The sequence below is a fragment of the Lacrimispora sp. 38-1 genome, assembly GCF_049890855.1.
Classification (GTDB): domain Bacteria; phylum Bacillota; class Clostridia; order Lachnospirales; family Lachnospiraceae; genus Lacrimispora.
The window spans coordinates 85,668-103,897 of sequence record NZ_JBANEW010000063.1 but is presented as its reverse complement, the minus strand read 5'-3'; the positions used below and the strand labels follow the sequence as shown (position 1 = coordinate 103,897).

Here is an 18,230-nt window from a genome sequence, read left to right as displayed (position 1 = left end):
GAGGTTATGTCAATGAAACTTGGACAGCGAATAAAAAAAGCATTTCAGAACTACCTGGCTGATTTGGCCAAAACGAACAAAGAAACCTTTGGCAATCATACGATGGACTGCTGCAATCTTAACCGCAGACCGGAGATCAGGAAAAAAAGCGACCAAAGATGAAAAAAACAGGAGCCGGTGGAAGGCATATTCCCCCGGCTCCCGTTTCATTCACCTTTTATTACTTTTCCTTTGCCTTTGCAAACAGACTCTGAAGAATAATAAAGAATGCAAGCAGCGCTGCGATTGTTATCTTGGTCCACCAGGAAGACAGCGTCCCCTGGAATGTAATAAAGGTTTCAATGGTTCCCTTAATTAAAACACCAAACAAACTTCCAAATACGTTGCCTACACCTCCGGTAAGCAGGGTTCCTCCTATTACTGCAGAGGCGATTGCTTCCATTTCAAATCCTTTTGCCTGCTCAACAAAACCAGCACAGGTATTCAATGCGAATAAGAAGCCTCCTAAAGAACATAAGAAACCATTGATTACATAGACAAGCAGCTTGGTCCGTCTGACATTTAATCCCATCATCAGCGCCGACTGCTCATTTCCGCCTACTGCATAAATGGTTCTTCCAAACTTCGTAAACTTTAAAAGAACAAATATGCCGATCAGAACAGCCAGGGCAATGATTACACTGGGATAGATAAACGGATAATTAACCACACCCTTTTTGTTTACGGTACCGCCTAAAAAGGTTAAGTTGATTTTGCTCTTCGCCCATTTTAGAAACATTTCATTTTTAATACTGATCATTTCCTGACTGATAATAGCTGTCATACCTCTGGCAAAGAACATTCCGGCCAGAGTAACAATAAAAGGCTGAAGCTTTAGATATGCGATTAAAAATCCCTGTGCCAGACCAAACACAATTCCCATAATCAGAACAATGAAAAGAGCGGGAACCGCCCCCATTCCTTTAATCTCCATCATCCACGCAAGCATCATACAGGTCAGTGCAACAATGGATCCAACAGAGATATCAATTCCTCCGGTTATCATAACCATGGTCATGCCCGCTGCTATTACAATCAGACCGGCATTGGAGATAAACAGATTTAAAAATACCTGTGGTTTGGCAAACCCTTTGCTTTGAAATATAATCAGACCGGCTGCATACATCACCAAAAAGAGAACGATGGTGATAATCAGTAAAAATACTTTTCCATCAATTTTTTCCCTCTTCTTCATTATGCCACCTTCTTTCCCGACTTAACATTCATCTGCAGTTTACTGACCATGCGCTTTAACTCGGTTGACTGCAATGCTACAATCACTACAACAACAACCGCTTTATAAACCGGAATCTGATCCGGAGAAACACCCATGGCATAAAGGGTAGTGCTCAGTGCCTGAATGGTATATGCCCCGATCACACTTCCTAAAAGTGAAAATTTTCCGCCTGCCAGACTGTTTCCGCCCAAAGCCACTGCAAGAATGGCATCCAGTTCCAGATTCAGTCCGATATTATTGGCATCAGCAGAATAGATTCTGGAAGAAGCCACCAGACCGGAGATCCCGGCGCAGAGACCGCAGAAAACGTAGGAGAGGAAAATAATCATAGCGGATTTGATTCCCATAAGCTTGGAAGCTTTGGCATTGATTCCCACAGTCTGAATATAAAGCCCCAGTGTCGTTTTCTTTAACAGAACATAGGTGAGCAGTACTACAATCAGCGCCACAAATACCGGTGTTGGAATCGGAATTCCTGGAATACTGGATCCCAGCATTTTATAGGATTCCACACGGATATAGGTGATCTGTCCCTTTGTAATCAGCTGTGCGATTCCCCGGCCAGCCGTGAATAAAATCAGAGTCGCTACCATGGGCTGAATCTTAAGCTTCGCCACAAGGAAACCATTAAAACAGCCACAGAGAATTCCTGCGAGGATTGCAGCCAGCACTCCCAGAATATAGGGATTTACAAATTCGTTCACTGTCTGCTGGCCCCCTGAAAGAATGAAGCAGCATACCGCTCCTGCCACAGACATGACAGCCCCCACGGAAATGTCTGTACCGCCGGAGGCAGCTACTACCAGCGTCATTCCCACAGCTAAAATAACCAGATCGCTGGCGCGGTTAATTACATCAATGATATATCCGTAGAGGACACCGTTTTTAATCGTTACCTCAAAGAAACCCGGAGTTTTAATTAAATTGGAAAACAGAACAAGCACCAGACAGAAGAGGGGCAGAAATAAGCGGTATCCTGTCAGTCTTTTTATAAATGCCTTTCCCTTATTCATCTGATCCACCTCCTGCAATTGCCTTCATGATATGGTTCTGATCAAGTTCATCCTCCATTAGTTCAGAAACCTTCTCCCGGTCTCTTAAAACCGCCATCCGGCTGCAGGTACGGATCATCTCCTCAATTTCCGATGAGATAAACATAACAGTAACGCCCTCTTTTGCCAGCTGGACCACCAGTTTCTGAATCTCAGTTTTGGTACCAACATCAATCCCCCTGGTCGGTTCATCAAGAATCAGGAAATCAGGATCAGTAAGAAGCCATCTTCCCAGAATTACCTTCTGCTGGTTTCCTCCGCTTAAGCTTCTTACAGGAGTATCCAGGCTGGCCGTCTTGATCTGCAGCAATTTCACATACTTGTTTGCCAGTTCCTCCTGTTCCCTGCTTCCAATGGGATGAAACATGCCTCTCTTGGCCTGGAGAGCGAGAATCAAATTCTCCCTTACCGATAAATCAGCAACAATTCCTTCTTCTTTCCGATTCTCCGGAAGATATGCCATACCCGCCATCATGGCATCGAGAGGTGTACGGACCACCACTGCTTTACCATTCACCTTCAGTTCTCCGCTGTCCGGTTTATCCGCTCCGTAAAGGCTTCTTGCAAGCTCGGAACGTCCTGATCCCAAAAGTCCGGTAAGCCCGATTACTTCTCCCTTGTGGATCTGTAAATCGTATGGTTTAATAGTTCCCTGCCTGCCGATTCCCCTGGCATCAATCACTGCTTCACCGGATTTTTCAACACTGCTGCCCTCTTTATTAATGGCTGCCAGATCATCAAAATCCTTGCCCATCATCTTGGCTACCAGCTGGACTCTGGGAAGCTTTTCCGTTTCATATTCGCCCACCAGTCCGCCGTTTCTAAGTACCGTTATCTTATCGCATACCTCATATACCTGCTCGAGAAAATGGGTTACAAATATGATTCCGACTCCGTCTGCTTTCAGACGCCTCATCAACCCAAACAGCTTTTCAACCTCATTATCATCTAAAGATGATGTGGGTTCATCAAGAATCAGAACTTTCGCTGACATATCAACAGCTCTTGCTATGGCAATCATCTGCTGCAGCGCAATGGAATAATTCTCCAGAGCCTTTGTCACATCAATACTCATATCCAGTCTTAAAAGAAGCTCTGCTGCCTTCCGGTTCATGGTCTTCCAGTCAATCAGTCCGGCTCTCTTGGGTTCCCTTCCAATGAACAGATTCTCAGCCACCGATAAATTCGGGCAGAGATTCACCTCCTGATACACGGTACTGATTCCATGCTCCTGGGCTTCCTGAGGGGAATGGTTGATAATCGCCCGGTTCCCTCCTTCAATTCGTATCTCACCTGATTCAAATTCCTCTACCCCGGTCAAAACCTTTATGAGCGTTGATTTGCCTGCTCCGTTTTCTCCCATGAGAGCATGGATCTCCCCGCTTCTTAAGGTAAAATCCACATGGTCTAAGGCACGCACCCCAGGAAATGTTTTTGATATGTTTTTCATGCTCAATACTATCTCATTGGGCATAAGATCCCTCCTTTTTCTCCACTTTTTCTGCTTTTCACTGCACGTCAGGAGATTAAAAAAGGTGCCTGGAGGAGGACTGTCCCCGTCCTCCATTCCCTGCACCTGTTTTTCTGGCTATCATTCTGCTTTCAGCGCCTTAGTCCCAACCAATTAATACTGTCTCTTTGGTTTTTCAGCTTCGGCTGTATCTGCCGGGAATACGCCTTCCTTTACATATGCAATCTTATCAACTTTTTCGCCCTTCTCCAGCTTCTGAATGATCTCAGCTACGCGAGGGCCGTGAAGAGGATTACACTCTACGGATACGTTCATATCTCCTGCGATCATGGAGTCAAATGCTGCAGCAACTGCATCAAAGGAAATGATGGTGATATCGCCCTTAGGTCCGCAGGTCTTTCCTGCAGCCTTGATGGCATCAATGGCACCAAATGCCATGTTGTCGTTCTCAGCAATTACGACATCAATGTCATCATAGGTCTTTAAGAAGGATTCCATAACTTCCTGACCCTTTGCCTGAGTAAATTCTCCGGTCTGACGCTCTAACATCTTCCACTTCGGATGGTCTTTCATCTTCTCTTCCACACCGTTGGTACGTCCAATCTGTGCAGAAGAACCGATGGTACCCTGAAGAGTAACGATATTGATGTCATCATCTGCTCTGTTATTCTTCTTTAAATACTCATCCAGCCATGTAACCGCATCATAACCTTCCTGAAGGAAGTTGGAACCAACCCATGCGGTATATAAGGAATCATCCGATACATTGATCATACGGTCAACGATGATTACCGGAATGCCTGCATCCTTAGCTTCCTGTAAAACGGTATCCCAGCCGGTTTCCGTAACCGGTGCGATAACGATATAATCAACATCCTGCTGAATAAAGTTACGAACTGCCTTTAACTGATTTTCCTGTTTCTGCTGTGCATCGTCAAAAATCAGCTTGTAACCATTTGCTTCTGTAAACGTTGACTTCATGGATTCGGTATTGGCCGTTCTCCAGTCAGATTCTGCACCAACCTGAGAAAATCCTACTACGATCTCCTTTTTCTCTGCAGGTGCCGCTGTGGTTGTGGCTGCCTCCGTTTTTGCTGCCTCCGTTGTCTCCGCTTTTGTTTCAGCAGAAGCCGGAGCTGCTGTAGTCGCAGCTGTCTGTGATCCGCTGCAACCGGATAAAATCATGGCGGTTGTCATAACCGCAGCTGTCAAAAAGCTTAAAACTCTTTTCTTCATATCCGTTCCCTCCAATAAGAATCATTTACTATTAAGTAACTACCTGTATCATAGTCCCATCCCCCTGTTTTCTCAATACAATATCTTTTGCAAAGGGTTGAGTTTCTTACGTCATTTCACTGTATTCCAAAAATTAGTTGATTTTTTTCGGATAAAAGTTGATTTTCTTATTTATTTCCTCTTCTCACTGCCGGAATTCTCACCGTGACTGCAGTTCCAACTCCGTATTCGCTTTCAATGGTAAGTCCGTATGCTTCACCAAAATTCAACCGGATTCTCTCTGCCACATTGGCAATCCCAAATCCTTCCCCTACATGAAAATCCTCTTTGCTGCCGCCGGCAATCTGATGTTCCATCTTCCTTACCTCTTCCGGTTTCATTCCAATGCCGTTGTCCTCCACCTTTAAAAGAATATCTTCCTTCTCCTGCCAGCCGCTGATCCGTAAGAATCCTTTTTTTCTGCAGTTTTTTATTCCGTGGTAAAGAGCATTTTCCACAATCGGCTGCAGGGTAAGCTTTAATATGGAATAATCCCTGATCCGCTCTTCAAAATCAATCTCATAATCCATAATATCCTCATAACGGAAATGCTGGATCAAAAGATAGCTTTTTATATGCTCCGCTTCCTCTTTTATGGTGATGAAATCCCGCCCATTGTTCAAACCGATTCTTAAGAAAGAAGACAGTGCGGTAATCATCTCCACCACTTCCTGATGCTGCTTACCCTCAGCCAGCCAGACAATGGTATCTAACGTGTTATAAAGAAAATGAGGATTAATCTGAGCCTGAAGAAGCTTCAGTTCTGTTTTTCTCTTTAACTCCTGCTCTTCCTTGATATGCCGGATCAGGTCTCCGATCCGGATCACCATCTGGTCATACTGTTCCCCCAGCACCTTAATTTCCCTGATGTTGCTTTTGGGTGCGCTGACTTCTAAATTCCCGTCTGCCAGCTTCATGGTGTATTCACACAGTTCCTCAATGGGCTTTGTAATTCTTTTTCCAAATGAGGAAAAGGAGGCAATTAAAAATACGATGAGATAGGAAGCAATCACGATACAAAGAGCGATAACCTGTCTTGTCTGGGTGTCAAGCTTCTGCCGCACAGACTCCAGTGTCTTTGTCTCATTATAGATATAATCGGACATGGACTCCTGGATCAAATCGGTAATCGCATAAATATCCTGGTCAAGGCGTTCCATATTCCGGTCATAATCTCCAATGATGTTGCTGGTCTGGATATCCTCAATTCGTTTTTCCAGCATTCCAATCAGAACCACGATCCCATCCAGTCCCTTTTTGCTGGTTTCCTGAGGAGTGGAGTCTTTCAGTTCCAGAAAGATCTTCCTGGAATTTTCCAGATCCTCATACGGGTTTAAGGATTCAAAGGTATCGGCTCCGATTACAATCCGGTACATCTTATAATCAATGTTTGATTTAAAATCAAAATTAAATTCCGTTGCCATGGTTAAGTTCCGTATGCTTTGACGATATTGCTGATTCTGCCACTCCATGGTATATAGCAATATCCCAATCATAATAATGACCGGGATAAATACAATTGCCTGCATGGTTTTTAATTTTGCCTTAATCGAATCACTTTTGTACTTCATTTTCTCCCCCTGACCGAAATGCTTTCGGTGTGATTCCGTGAATCTTCTTAAACAGGTAGCTGAAATAATGGGGATCCTTATATCCCACCTGATACCCGATCTCCGAAGTCCTCAAATCTGTTTTCATAAGTAATTCCCTGGCTGCATCCATGCGGACCTTAGTTAAATACTCCACAAATGTGATCTCCATCTCCTGGCTGAATATGGTGCTGAAGTGGTTGGGACTGATATTCACCGCCGAAGCCACCGCATTAAGGGAAATGTCTTCATCCTGATAATGAGCCGCAATATAATCCACCGCCTTCTCAAGTACCAGCCGGTACTTTTTCTGGGAGCAGGTGGTTCTGAAACCAATGGCCTTTGTGAGAATATCCCTGGTATACTTAACTGCGGAATCCATGGAGTTCACGCAGGGCTGGAGGGTCTTGGCATCGCCAAACTCCTTTAAAACCTGCTCCGGTTCAAATCCAAGCTGAGACACAAACCCAATGACTGCCAGATACACATCCATCAGTATGTACTGTCTGAATATCAGCGAATTGATATTATTTCCGCAGGCCTCCATATACTCCTCAACAAAATATTTCACCTCAGGAACCGATCCGTTCTTTAAAAAGTTAGGAATGATATCACGGCTTAACTTGGTTATATCGATTCCTTCCAGGCTGATGCTTCCGGTATCATTATGAATCCGCACTGCCGCCTCTGCGGTTAAAATCTGGTTGCGGTCCAGCATATAACGGCAGGCATACGCCCTGCTTGCTGCTTTAAAAGAGGTACGGATCTCACTAAGTCTGCAGACCGGGGTCCCTGTCCCTCCAAAATACTCCATCCCAGGAAATGACTCCGCCAGCCGTATCAGAAGCTCCGAATAATATGCCACCTTCCGCTCCAAATCGGACTCTTCTCCCATAATCAGAAAGCCATACCCCTCCGACAGCCGGTTAAATCCGATAATATCGGCTCTTCCCTCCAGTTCTTCCTTCAGCCTCTTATCAAAGAGTACATTCTCATCGGAGTACTGCTCCTGGTTCTCCGCCCCCTTTGCCTGAAATAAAATGAGGTTATACATGGGAGCAGATAAGGAAAGATTATGCTCCTGCCCCTTCCTAAGCAGCTCAGAAAGACTCAGCTTTCCCGACACAATGATATCAAACAGCCGGTCTCTGTCCATCTGCTTTCTTTCTTCCTGCTGTTTTAAAAACTCCTGCTTATATCCCTTTTCGCTTTTTTCCTGCATGATGGTTTCACTCATGCGCTCCAAAGCTTCCAGAAGCTGGCTACTGCTCACCGGCTTTAAAAGATAATCAGCGGCTCCGATCTTAATTGCCCGCTTGGCGTATTCAAAATCATCATATCCGCTGAAAAACATAATATGTATATCCGGCAAAGCCCGTTTCGCCATCTCCGCCAGTTCCAGTCCATCCATAAAAGGCATCCGGATATCCGTAAGCAGTATATCCGGTTTCGATTTTAATATCATGGGATATGCCAGTTCCCCATCCGGCGCTTCCCCGGCAAATTCAAACCCGTATTTTTCCCAGGCAATTCCGTTCTTAATTCCTTCACGGACGATTTTTTCATCCTCAGCAAGAAATATCTTAACCATGTCTGATTCCCCCTGTCAGCCGTATTTCTATAATTCGATTATATAAAATCCTCTATGGAAATATAAGAGAATAATTTCCGCCTCTTGATTTTCATTCGTAAAAAAACATACCTCTCCCCATATAGTACCACAAAAAAAGAGATTCGTAACTCCCGGTTTTTCAGGAAATACAAATCTCTTTTTCAAACCTTATTTTACGTCACTCCAAAGGCTCTTATTACCGTAATGCTCATCCAATGCGCTGCTGAACCAGCGTCCGTTTAAAACATTTTTTATCATTTTATCCTTAATTTCCGGAGAAACACTGGTATCCTGATCCATGGCTGCCATGATGTCCTGATACGTAGTGGTTACATCTTTCTCCTCCACAACTGCATCGTTTTCCGTGGCATCAAATACCATGGAACCCTTTTTATCCGGTGTCCAGCTGCTCCATGATGCCAGCCCCTCACCATTAGGATCTCCTGATTTCAAGAAGTTTGCCAGATAACTGTTATACTGCTTTGCCATGGCCTGATAGCCTGTCTTACCAAATGCATCAGGGAAAAAATCAAGATAATTGTGCTTTGAAGAAAGCATGGGTACAAAAATGCCATGGAACGCACCATAGTCTCCCAGATCTTTGATTGAAGACTGTTCACTGCCGTAATTAACCTGGCAGATGTAAATGTCCGACTGATAGTGATCAGACATCTTCACCGCACTTTCCTGCGCATTAAAGATCCGGTACATATCACTTCCGTATTTGCTGGCAAATGCTTTGGCCGCCTTAATCTCATCTTCTGAATACCCTGCCATGTCATCACTCTTAAAATAACCATCCCCCAGACAGAACATGGAGAACTCAGAGCTTCCGGTCAGCATCATAAGAGGAACGCTGTTGTAATCAGTCGTATCGAAGCCGTTTTCCGGTATTACAACCCCATCCTGGTAGAGATGAGGGAATACACTCATACGGATTGCCGCATTCCCCATAAGAGGTGCCAGACGTTCAGCTGAAATGGAATAAAGATATTCCTTTACATCTGCGGCATCTGTCATCAGCCACTGATAAGCGGCATCTTCATCTGCTGCCTTCTTATCCTCAACAGCAAGCGGTGCTATCGCTTTCGCAATCTTCTTTCCGCTTAAATCTTCCGGTGCAGTGGTCATGCCTCCGCTGAATGCAATAGCCTTCTGAAATTTACCCTTAAACTGGGGACTGATCAGCATTGCCATTACATCACGGCCTCCAGCTGAGAATCCTGATATGGTAATATTGTCCGGATCTCCGCCGAATGCTTCAATATTTTCCTTAACCCAGTCAAGAGCATATGCAATGTCAAGCATTGCAAAATTTCCGGTTCCATTCTCCCCGGCTGTTAATGCCGGCAGACAGTTAAAACCTAAAAGGCCAAGCCGGTAATCCACAGATACATAAACGCAGTTGTCATTCTTTACCAGATCAGCTCCGGGAATTTCCCCTGCCTTTCCGGTCTGGTTGTTGCCTCCGTGAATAAATACAAGCACCGGAAGCTTTTTACTTCCCTCTTTTGCATATACATCAAGCTTTAAGCAATCCTCGCTTCCCTTTACCTCCGTGCCGGAAAGCTGAATTGCAGGCTGTGATGCTTCGGTACAGTTTAATTCCTCCGTCCAGGCATCCGGTGCTGCAGGTGCCTGCCACCTTAATTCACCCACCGGCGCCTTTCCGTATGGAATCCCGTACCAGGTCAGGAGCTCCCCTTCCTGTACCCCTTTTACCGGACCGTATGCGGTAGTAACCACTGCGGCTCCGTCTTTTGTATCGCCTGAAGCAGCGGATATCGCTGCTGCCGTAGTTTCGGCTGTTACTTCAGCTGTTGTCTGCGAAGCATTTGTTTCTGTCTTTGCAGGACTGCCACAGCCTGCTGCCATAACCATAGCCATTAAAACAAGACCGGCTGCCAAACCTCTTTTTTTCATATTGATAACTCCCCAGTTATATTCATTAATCTAATACTTCTCCATTGGTTTCAATTACTTTCTTATACCAGTCAAAAGATTTTTTCTTCTTTCTGGATAAATCTCCGGTTCCGTCATCGTATTTCTCAACATAGATGAAACCGTAACGTTTTGCCATTTCTCCTGTGGAAGCACTGACCAGATCAATGCAGCCCCATGGCGTATAACCCATTAAATCCACGCCGTCAGCAACAGCCTCACGCATCTGCCCGATGTGCTTCTTTAAATAGCTGATCCTGTAATCATCCTGAATGCTTCCGTCTTCTTCCTTCTTATCATAAGCGCCCAGACCGTTTTCAACAACCATGAGCGGAATCTGATAGCGGCCATAAAGCTCGTTTAATGTATAACGCAGGCCCTTGGGATCAATCTGCCAGCCCCAGTCACTTGATTCCAGATATGGGTTCCTGGCACCGCCCATTAAATTGCCGGATGTTTTTTCAAGATCCGGATCAGCGGATGCACAGTTGGACATATAGTAGCTGAATGTATAATAATCCACACAGCCTTCTTTGATAATCTCTAAATCCCCTGGTTTCATCTTAATTTCAAGGCCATTTTCTTTGAAATAACGATCCATGAACTTAGGATACTCACCACGAACCTGAACATCTCCGCAGAACTGGTTTAAGATCTGGTTTCTTTTTTGAGCTTCCAGAATATCATCCGGATTACAGGTCATTGGGTAGGTGGTAATATGACAGATCATACAGCCGATTTTACAGTCAGGATCAATCTCATGTCCTGCCTTCACAGCCAGGGCACTGGCAACAAACTGATGATGCAGTCCCTGGTAGCGGAGCTGTGGATTATCGACCTGATTGGTGAAATCCGTAGTTCCTTCATTTAAAATTCCAAGAGAGAGAAAACCTCCCATTGGCATTGTTCCGGCATTGATTTCATTAAATGTCAGCCAGTACTTCACCTTTCCTTTATAACGTTTAAAAAGTGTCTTGGCATATTTGACAAATAAATCAATGCATTCTCTGGAAGACCAGCCATTATACTTTTCAGTCAGTGCAAATGGCATCTCATAATGAGAGATGGTAATGAGAGGCTCAATATTATGGCTTCTGCATTCGTCGATCACACGATCATAGAAAGCAAGCCCCTCTTTATTAGGAGTTTCCTCCATGCCTGTTGGGAAAATCCTGGTCCAGGCTATGGAGAAACGAAATACTTTAAATCCCATCTCTGCAAACAGAGCAATATCTTCTTTATAGTGATTATAAAAATCAATCGCTTCATGGCTTGGGTAGAAGGTGTCAGGCTCTAAGGTCCTTGTGATCCGCTTGGATCTTGTATGGGAACCTCCAGTACATACATCGGAAGCGGATATTCCCTTCCCGTCTACATCCCAGGCACCCTCACACTGGTTGGCTGCTACTGCGCCTCCCCACAAAAAGTTATCAGAAAATACAGACATCTTACACCTCTTTCAATAATCAGACAATTGTTAATAAAGTTTCACCTGTTTTCACCTGTTTTTTATCGGTGGTCTTCAGGCTGACAAAGTTTACCATATTGGATACCAGAACCGGAGTGGTAACCGGGAAACCAGCTTCTTTAATTTTATTTATATCAAATTCAAGAAGCAGACTTCCTTTTTTCACCTTGTCACCAGCTTTGCAGTGAAGTGTAAAGCCTTCTCCTCCCAGCTGAACGGTATCAAGACCTACATGAATCAATATTTCAACTCCTGTATCTGTGGTAATTCCTACTGCATGTTTGGAATCGACAACTGCACTGATTACCCCATCAGCAGGAGCATATACTTTTCCTTCAGAAGGTATAATTGCCAGACCTTCTCCTAAAACCCCGCCGGCAAATACTGCATCCTCTACCTGGCTCAGCGGAATTACATCTCCGCTTAAAGGACTTTCCAGTTCAATTGTTTCTACCAGTGTCCTCTTCTCCGGAACAGGAACTTCGATGATTTCTTCTGGTGAATCTTCTTTTAATTCCGGCTTATAAAGGACTAAGGTCATAACAAAGGAAACCACCAGTGATATAGCAAGAGTTACCACACCGTTTAATAAGTTCCCGAATCCTGTTCCGCCAATCATCTGAATTAAAGATAATCCGGATGGAGATCCTCCCATGGAATAAGCTACCAGATGCGTGATTCCTGCATAAAGACCAGCAGCACCGGCGCCGATTACAGCAGCGATCATTGGAGTCTTATATTTTAATGTAACACCATACATAGCGGGCTCTGTTACACCGGCTATAATTGCAGAAATGCCTGAAGCAGATGCTGTAGATCTTGCATCTTTATCTTTCGTACGAACTGCAACTGCTAAAGACGCTCCGCCCTGTGCTAAGTTAGAACAGAACATGGTAATAATTAAGATTGCATCAAATCCCATATTTGTAAGACCGGTTAATGCAATCGGAATTAATGCATAATGCATACCTGTCATTACGATAAACGGCATACCGGCAGAAAGTATCATAATTGCAAGCCAGCCTGCCTTACTGTATAGTAAATTAATACCAGAAGCCAGGTAATTACCAAGGATGCTTCCGATTGGTCCAACTACAATAAGAGCAATGGGAATTGTAATAAAAATAACAAGTAAAGGCTTCAAAAATACTTTGACCAGGCTTGGGCAGACTTTATCTGCAAATCTCTCCACATAACCCATAAGCGGTACAATCAGCAATACAGGCAATACAGATGAGGGATAAGAGGCTGCTGTTACCGGCAATCCAAAATATGTGGTATTTCCCTGTGCCAAAAGAGCTGTAATGTTTGGATGAATCATTAATGCGGCCACTACCATTGCAAGGTAAATATTAGAGCCCAGGCGTTTTGCTGTTGTCATGGCAAGCAATATTGGCATGTAGTAAAAGAATGCATCTCCTGCTGCATTTAAAATAATATAAGTGCTGCCTGTGCTGTCAATCAGACTAAATGTAGTAAGAAGTGTCAGAACTACCTTAATCATACCGCAGCCAAGCATGGCAGGAAGAAGAGGTGTCATACAGCCCGCAATAAATCCGGAAAGCCGTGAGAACAAATTCTCCTTGGAGCCGCCTGCTGCTGAGCCTGTACTTTCTTCAAAATGACCCAGTTTTAACAGCTCTTTGTAAACATTGCTGACTTCATTTCCAATTACCACCTGGTATTGTCCGCCCTGGCGTATTACCCGGATGACTCCCGGAATTTTTTCAACGTCTGCATCTTTCGGGATCGCTGAATCTTTCAATACAAACCGCAAACGTGTCATGCAGTGTGTCAGTCCTGATACATTTTTTTCTCCGCCGACTTTATCTAATATTGTCTCAGCGGTTTTAGCATGATTTAATGCCATAAAATTTTCCCCCTTTTATAAGGTTATTTTTTAGTCTATCTGAAAAGGTATCCTTAACCGGCACCTGTTCATTCAAAATAAGTTACAAAAAAAGACCCTGCTAAAAGCAGACTGCCTTCTACCGCAGCCGCCTTATGTGCAGGGTCCTGCCCGGACTTTCAGTCCGGTAACAATCCCAACTCTCTGTTTTTACTGTGCTCCTGAAAAGAACTAAGTCAGTTCTCTCGTCACTTTCTCTATATGAATCATCAGATACATCATCTCTTCCCGGTCCATCTCATAATAGTACCGGTCATGGATATAATCAGCTATTTTAACAATACAATTGTATGATTTGCGGTATTTATTCTTTAAAAGCTGATACCATTCATCATCCGTAGATTCATACTGCTTGTTCTGCAGCATGCGCTGTGCAAAAAATCGAATGTGTGTTACGAAACGACGGTAATCCCAGGTTTCCGTATTTAGTTTCACCTGATAGGCAGCCTCAACGATATCCACAATGTCACGGATAATACCGGTTATTAACTCCAGATTATCAGGCTCCTGCCTCTTGTTCTGTCCATAGACAAAATGAAATGCCAGAAACATGGCTTCATCCTCTTCCATGGAAATATTAAGCCTTCTTCGGATTAAATCAACCGCATACTCACCGACCTTAAATTCACTGGGATAGAACCGTTTTCCTTCCCACAGCATGGCATTACGAAGGATCATTCCTTCTTTATAACGGTCAACCGCTCCTGCAATATGATCGCAGATCGTCAGTATGATCCTGGAATCCAGCTGCATGCCAAACTCATTCTTTGCAAAATCAGCCGTCTGTTCGCTGATCTCCCAGTATTCCTGAGGAAGTTTTGCAAAATATTCTTCAAAATGACGGGCATCACGCTTATCATTCTGAATAAATACACGCTCTACCAGTTTGTGGTCCACTTCATCGCCTTTTTTCTTGCCAAAGCCGATGGCTTTCCCTTTCAGTATGATTTCTTTTCCCTCAGTATTATAAGCTAATACCATATTATTATTCAGAACCTTCTCTATCTTCATAAGCCCCTTCAGATAAAAAAAATAGACAAGCTACCAGGACAACTTATCACATTCTGCTAACATGTGATATCAACCCTGTAGATCTTGCCTGCCTTACCAGTCACAAACTACACATCTATTTTCTAGGTACAGTATATCATGTATATCTATGGAGATCTATATACAAATCCGATAAAATTCCTGTATCTTTTTGTCGAAAATGCACAATACAAGTATCCTGCACATAGCCGCACTCTATTATCAATCATACCATATTTTTCAATTCAAGTCTACAATTTTCATATTTTTTAGTATAAAATTATTAAGCCGGCAATAAAAAAATTGGAGGAACTATAATTGATAGCAAAAGAATCAGACTGGTATAAAAAAACATGGAGCCTGGATATAAAAAATCATTCATGGGTGGAGGATACCAGACAACAGACTGACTTTATTATTGATACATTAGGCTTGAGAAAAAACCAGCGTATTCTGGATCTGGCATGTGGTTTCGGAAGGCATAGTCTGGAACTGGCCAGAAGAGGATTTGAAGTTGTGGGAGCAGACATTACCAAAGACTATATAACAGATGCAGAAAATGCAGCAAAAGCAGGAGGGTTAAACGCCCAGTTCATTCTTTCTGATATCCGTGATCTAACATTTGATCAGGAATTCGATGCTGTTTTAAACTTAGCAGACGGAGCCATTGGTTATCTGGAAAATGATATTGAAAATTTAAAGATTTTTGATGTAATCGCGAAAGCACTGAAACCTGGCGGAAAACATTTTATGGACATATGCAATGGTGAATATGCAGAATTATATTTTCCATCCACCAGCTGGGAGGCAGGTGAAAATGCCCTTACTCTCTCCCGGTTTGAGTGGAACAGAGAAACGAAAATCATGCTGTACGGCGGTAAAAACATCACTTATGGAGATCCCTTAGTCAAACCGGAAAACTTTTTGGGGGATCCAATCAGACTTTATTCCCATAAAGAACTGGATGGAATTTTAAAGAAAAGAAATATGGAGATAAAACAGACCTATTCCAATTATTATGGGAAAGCTGAAACACCAAAAGAGCTTCAGCTGATGGTATATTCAATTAAACTTTAAAATCTGTCACCGCAAAACCCGGAGAAATGTACTGTGGTCACTCACTTGTACATTTCTCCGGTTATCTGCAGATTGTTTCAGCAGGTTTCTCCCTGGGAACCCACATCCTCCAGCTTTATTTTTATTTCCTTCCCATTATAAGAAAAGATCTTTGTTCTTCCTGAAGAAGTATAAACTACACAGGAACGCCCGGATATGGACTGAGAAAATACAAATTTGCTTTCGCCCAGACACAGTTCCTTTTCAGTATCATTCCATGAGACCGGAATCAGGTTATACTTTCCGCTCTCGTATTCATACCCATCTCCTGCATCCTCATATAATTCAAAAAATCCATCTTTTCCTTCATATATATGGAATTCAAATGGTGTATCCACAGCTTCTCCCGTATATTGAAGTGCCTGTTCCTCCGGGATAATCCCGCCTTCCCGTACAAAGACCGGTATCCGGTCAAGTGCCGCTTCCACTGTAACCCACTGTCCGCCTTCCTGTTTTTCTCCTGTTTGAAAATCATACCAGCAATAACCAGAGGGAAGATAACAGTTCCACAGCTTTTTTGTCTCTATGCTGTGATTTTCCGGCTCATAATACATGGGTTCTGTTACAGGGCAGACCAGCATGGAGTCCCCATACATGAACTGGCAACCGATTTCGCAGGCAGTCTCATCCTCCGGAAAGTCAAACAAGAGGCTGCGGAACATGGTATAATCACGCAGCACCACTTTTCCTGCCAGGGAATAAGTGTATGGCAAAAGCTGGTATCTTTGCCGGATGCATTTCTCCAGCGCATCATAAAACATGGTTCCAGGCTCACCGAAATTCCAGATTTCTCTTGGAGTATCGGTTCCATGGGAACGGAACATGGGAAGAAATGCGCAAAACTGGAGCCACCTCACATATAGTTCCCGGTAGGCTGCATCATCTGTTCCCAGCTCATATCCGCCCTGCCAGAACCATTTGGGCTCCGGATCATTATGGCAGCCGCACCCCCGGCTCTTCCAGTTGTCCTTAACTACAAAGAAACCACCTGCATCCAGGGTCCAGTAAGGGTGTCCGCTCATGCAGAAGTTCAGTCCCTCCCGGATCTGCTTCTGAAATATCTCCCAGGTTGCGCAGATATCTCCTGACCAGAGAACAGTACCATAAGCCTGAGAACCTGCATAGCCGGAACGGGTCAGATTTAATACCCGCTTATCCCCGCAGCATTTCCTCTGATTCTCATAGATTCCTCTGGCATGAACGGCACCATATAGATTAGCAGCCCCTGGGTCTAAATATTTCTTATGTTCTTCCCCAACAAGCAGATATCTCTCCCACGGTTCCTTTTTATAGCAGCCCTTCCAGTCAGGTCCACTGAACGGCTCTGTGGAATCGCACCACCAGGCATCCACACCTGCCGAAAAAAGTTCCTGCTCAAGCTGCTTCCAATACATTTTTCTTCCGTCCGGGTTAAACGCATCATAAGTGGAAATATCATTTAAAAGCAGATTTTCATTTAAAAATTCCTTATAATTTTCACCATCGGAGCTCATACTGGGCCATACGGAAACCATTACATGTACGTGTTTCCTGTGAAGTTCCTTTACTGCAGAGGGGAAATCCGGATAACGACTTTTATCCAGAATCTTATTCCCCCATTTTCCATCCTCCCAGGTGTTCCAGTCCTGTACAATTCCGTCAATTGGAATTTCCCTGCTTCTGTATTCATTTACTACATCCAGAAGTTCTTCCTGGGTATGATAAGCCTCTTTTGACTGAATATACCCATAGGACCACTTGGGCAGCATAGGGACCTTACCGGTCAGCCTTCTGACTCCTGAAATTATTTCATCCAGATTATTACCCTGTATAATATAGTAGGAAAGCTGATCTACCGTATCAAAGCACACATAAGAACCCCGGGAATCATCATTGAACGTCATTAATGATCCGCAGTCAAATAAGATACCATAGCCCCGGTCTGATACGAGAAACGGGATCGGACTCCTCATGTTATGCTGGTACAGATACTGGGTGGTTCCTCTGTAATTATAGATACCTTCCTCTCCCTGCCCCAGGCCGTGAATCCGTTCCTTCTCCTGCCATTTAAAATACAGTTTTCCCCGGTAAGCAGTCCGTACCTGGCGGCAAACCAGATTATTAATAAAATTCCGTTCTCCATCTACGGTTTTTACCCTCTGAACATCCGGGCTTTCCCCGCTTGTTGTATAATGAAAGACAGGAATCTCTTCCAGCTCCCTTCCTGTTTCCTCAAAGAGCAGTTTTCCTGTTTCGGTAAGAGTCCAGCGCACTTTACCGGATCTTATGTCAACTTCAGCATTGATCCGGTCATTTCCCAGCAGATAAGAAAATTCCGTGCTCTCATAATCCAGTTTCCCCTGCTCCGGCAGTTCAATTCCCAGAGGGGATGTTACCTGCTTGTGTCCATCTTTGCTGCATCTGCAATGGATAATATCTGATGCAATATTCCGATAAGTGAGGGTCACTCCCCCTGCCTCTATCACAACCGGCCCGCTATTATTCTCTGACAT

General features: G+C 43.9%; 13 protein-coding genes. 2 read left to right on the top strand and 11 right to left on the bottom strand.

Annotation, left to right across the window (positions count from 1 at the left end):
- Window positions 1-12 precede the first annotated feature (12 nt).
- A complete protein-coding gene (locus tag V7D18_RS18430) occupies window positions 13-162 on the top strand; it encodes an LDCC motif putative metal-binding protein (protein ID WP_426156314.1) in 150 nt (49 codons plus the stop codon).
- Window positions 163-220: 58 nt separating this feature from the next.
- Here the strand turns inward: V7D18_RS18430 and V7D18_RS18425 are convergent, their stop codons facing one another.
- The 10 genes from V7D18_RS18425 to licT all read right to left on the bottom strand — a co-directional run bounded on the left by V7D18_RS18425 (window position 221) and on the right by licT (window position 14,604).
- The gene (locus V7D18_RS18425) at window positions 221-1,234 is read right to left on the bottom strand and encodes an ABC transporter permease subunit (protein WP_314462849.1); all 1,014 of its coding nucleotides are present in this window, start codon (window positions 1,232-1,234) and stop codon (window positions 221-223) included.
- Window positions 1,234-2,289, bottom strand: coding sequence for an ABC transporter permease (locus tag V7D18_RS18420; protein ID WP_426156311.1), 1,056 nt, complete (start codon window positions 2,287-2,289; stop codon window positions 1,234-1,236). The genes V7D18_RS18425 and V7D18_RS18420 overlap by 1 nt, the downstream gene beginning before the upstream one ends.
- On the bottom strand, window positions 2,282-3,802 hold the full coding sequence (locus V7D18_RS18415; RefSeq protein WP_426156310.1) for a sugar ABC transporter ATP-binding protein: 1,521 nt from the start codon (window positions 3,800-3,802) through the stop codon (window positions 2,282-2,284). Before V7D18_RS18415 ends, V7D18_RS18420 begins: the two co-directional genes overlap by 8 nt.
- Window positions 3,803-3,952: 150 nt before the next feature.
- Entirely contained in the window at window positions 3,953-5,035 is a 1,083-nt protein-coding gene (locus V7D18_RS18410; protein WP_426156308.1) for an ABC transporter substrate-binding protein, read from the bottom strand.
- A 167-nt stretch (window positions 5,036-5,202) separates the two neighbouring features.
- The gene (locus V7D18_RS18405; protein ID WP_426156307.1) at window positions 5,203-6,645 is read right to left on the bottom strand and encodes a sensor histidine kinase; all 1,443 of its coding nucleotides are present in this window, start codon (window positions 6,643-6,645) and stop codon (window positions 5,203-5,205) included.
- A complete protein-coding gene (locus tag V7D18_RS18400; protein ID WP_426156305.1) occupies window positions 6,629-8,254 on the bottom strand; it encodes a response regulator transcription factor in 1,626 nt (541 codons plus the stop codon). The genes V7D18_RS18405 and V7D18_RS18400 overlap by 17 nt, the downstream gene beginning before the upstream one ends.
- Before the next feature lie 189 nt (window positions 8,255-8,443).
- Window positions 8,444-10,198 carry a carboxylesterase family protein gene (locus V7D18_RS18395; protein WP_426156303.1) on the bottom strand — a complete coding sequence of 585 codons (1,755 nt, stop codon included), beginning with the start codon at window positions 10,196-10,198 and terminating at the stop codon, window positions 8,444-8,446.
- Window positions 10,199-10,223: 25 nt separating this feature from the next.
- The gene (locus V7D18_RS18390; RefSeq protein WP_426156302.1) at window positions 10,224-11,663 is read right to left on the bottom strand and encodes a glycoside hydrolase family 1 protein; all 1,440 of its coding nucleotides are present in this window, start codon (window positions 11,661-11,663) and stop codon (window positions 10,224-10,226) included.
- A 19-nt stretch (window positions 11,664-11,682) separates the two neighbouring features.
- Window positions 11,683-13,554 carry a beta-glucoside-specific PTS transporter subunit IIABC gene (locus V7D18_RS18385; RefSeq protein WP_426156300.1) on the bottom strand — a complete coding sequence of 624 codons (1,872 nt, stop codon included), beginning with the start codon at window positions 13,552-13,554 and terminating at the stop codon, window positions 11,683-11,685.
- Between the two features lie 210 nt (window positions 13,555-13,764).
- Window positions 13,765-14,604: a BglG family transcription antiterminator LicT gene (licT, locus tag V7D18_RS18380; protein WP_426156299.1), complete on the bottom strand. Its 840-nt coding sequence runs from the start codon at window positions 14,602-14,604 to the stop codon at window positions 13,765-13,767.
- Between the two features lie 336 nt (window positions 14,605-14,940).
- Between licT and V7D18_RS18375 the strand changes: the two genes are divergently transcribed.
- Window positions 14,941-15,699, top strand: a complete 759-nt coding sequence (locus tag V7D18_RS18375) for a class I SAM-dependent methyltransferase (protein WP_426156297.1) — start codon at window positions 14,941-14,943, stop codon at window positions 15,697-15,699.
- Between the two features lie 77 nt (window positions 15,700-15,776).
- Here V7D18_RS18375 and V7D18_RS18370 read toward each other — a convergent pair whose 3' ends face one another.
- Window positions 15,777-18,230, bottom strand: a complete 2,454-nt coding sequence (locus V7D18_RS18370; protein ID WP_426156296.1) for a TIM-barrel domain-containing protein — start codon at window positions 18,228-18,230, stop codon at window positions 15,777-15,779.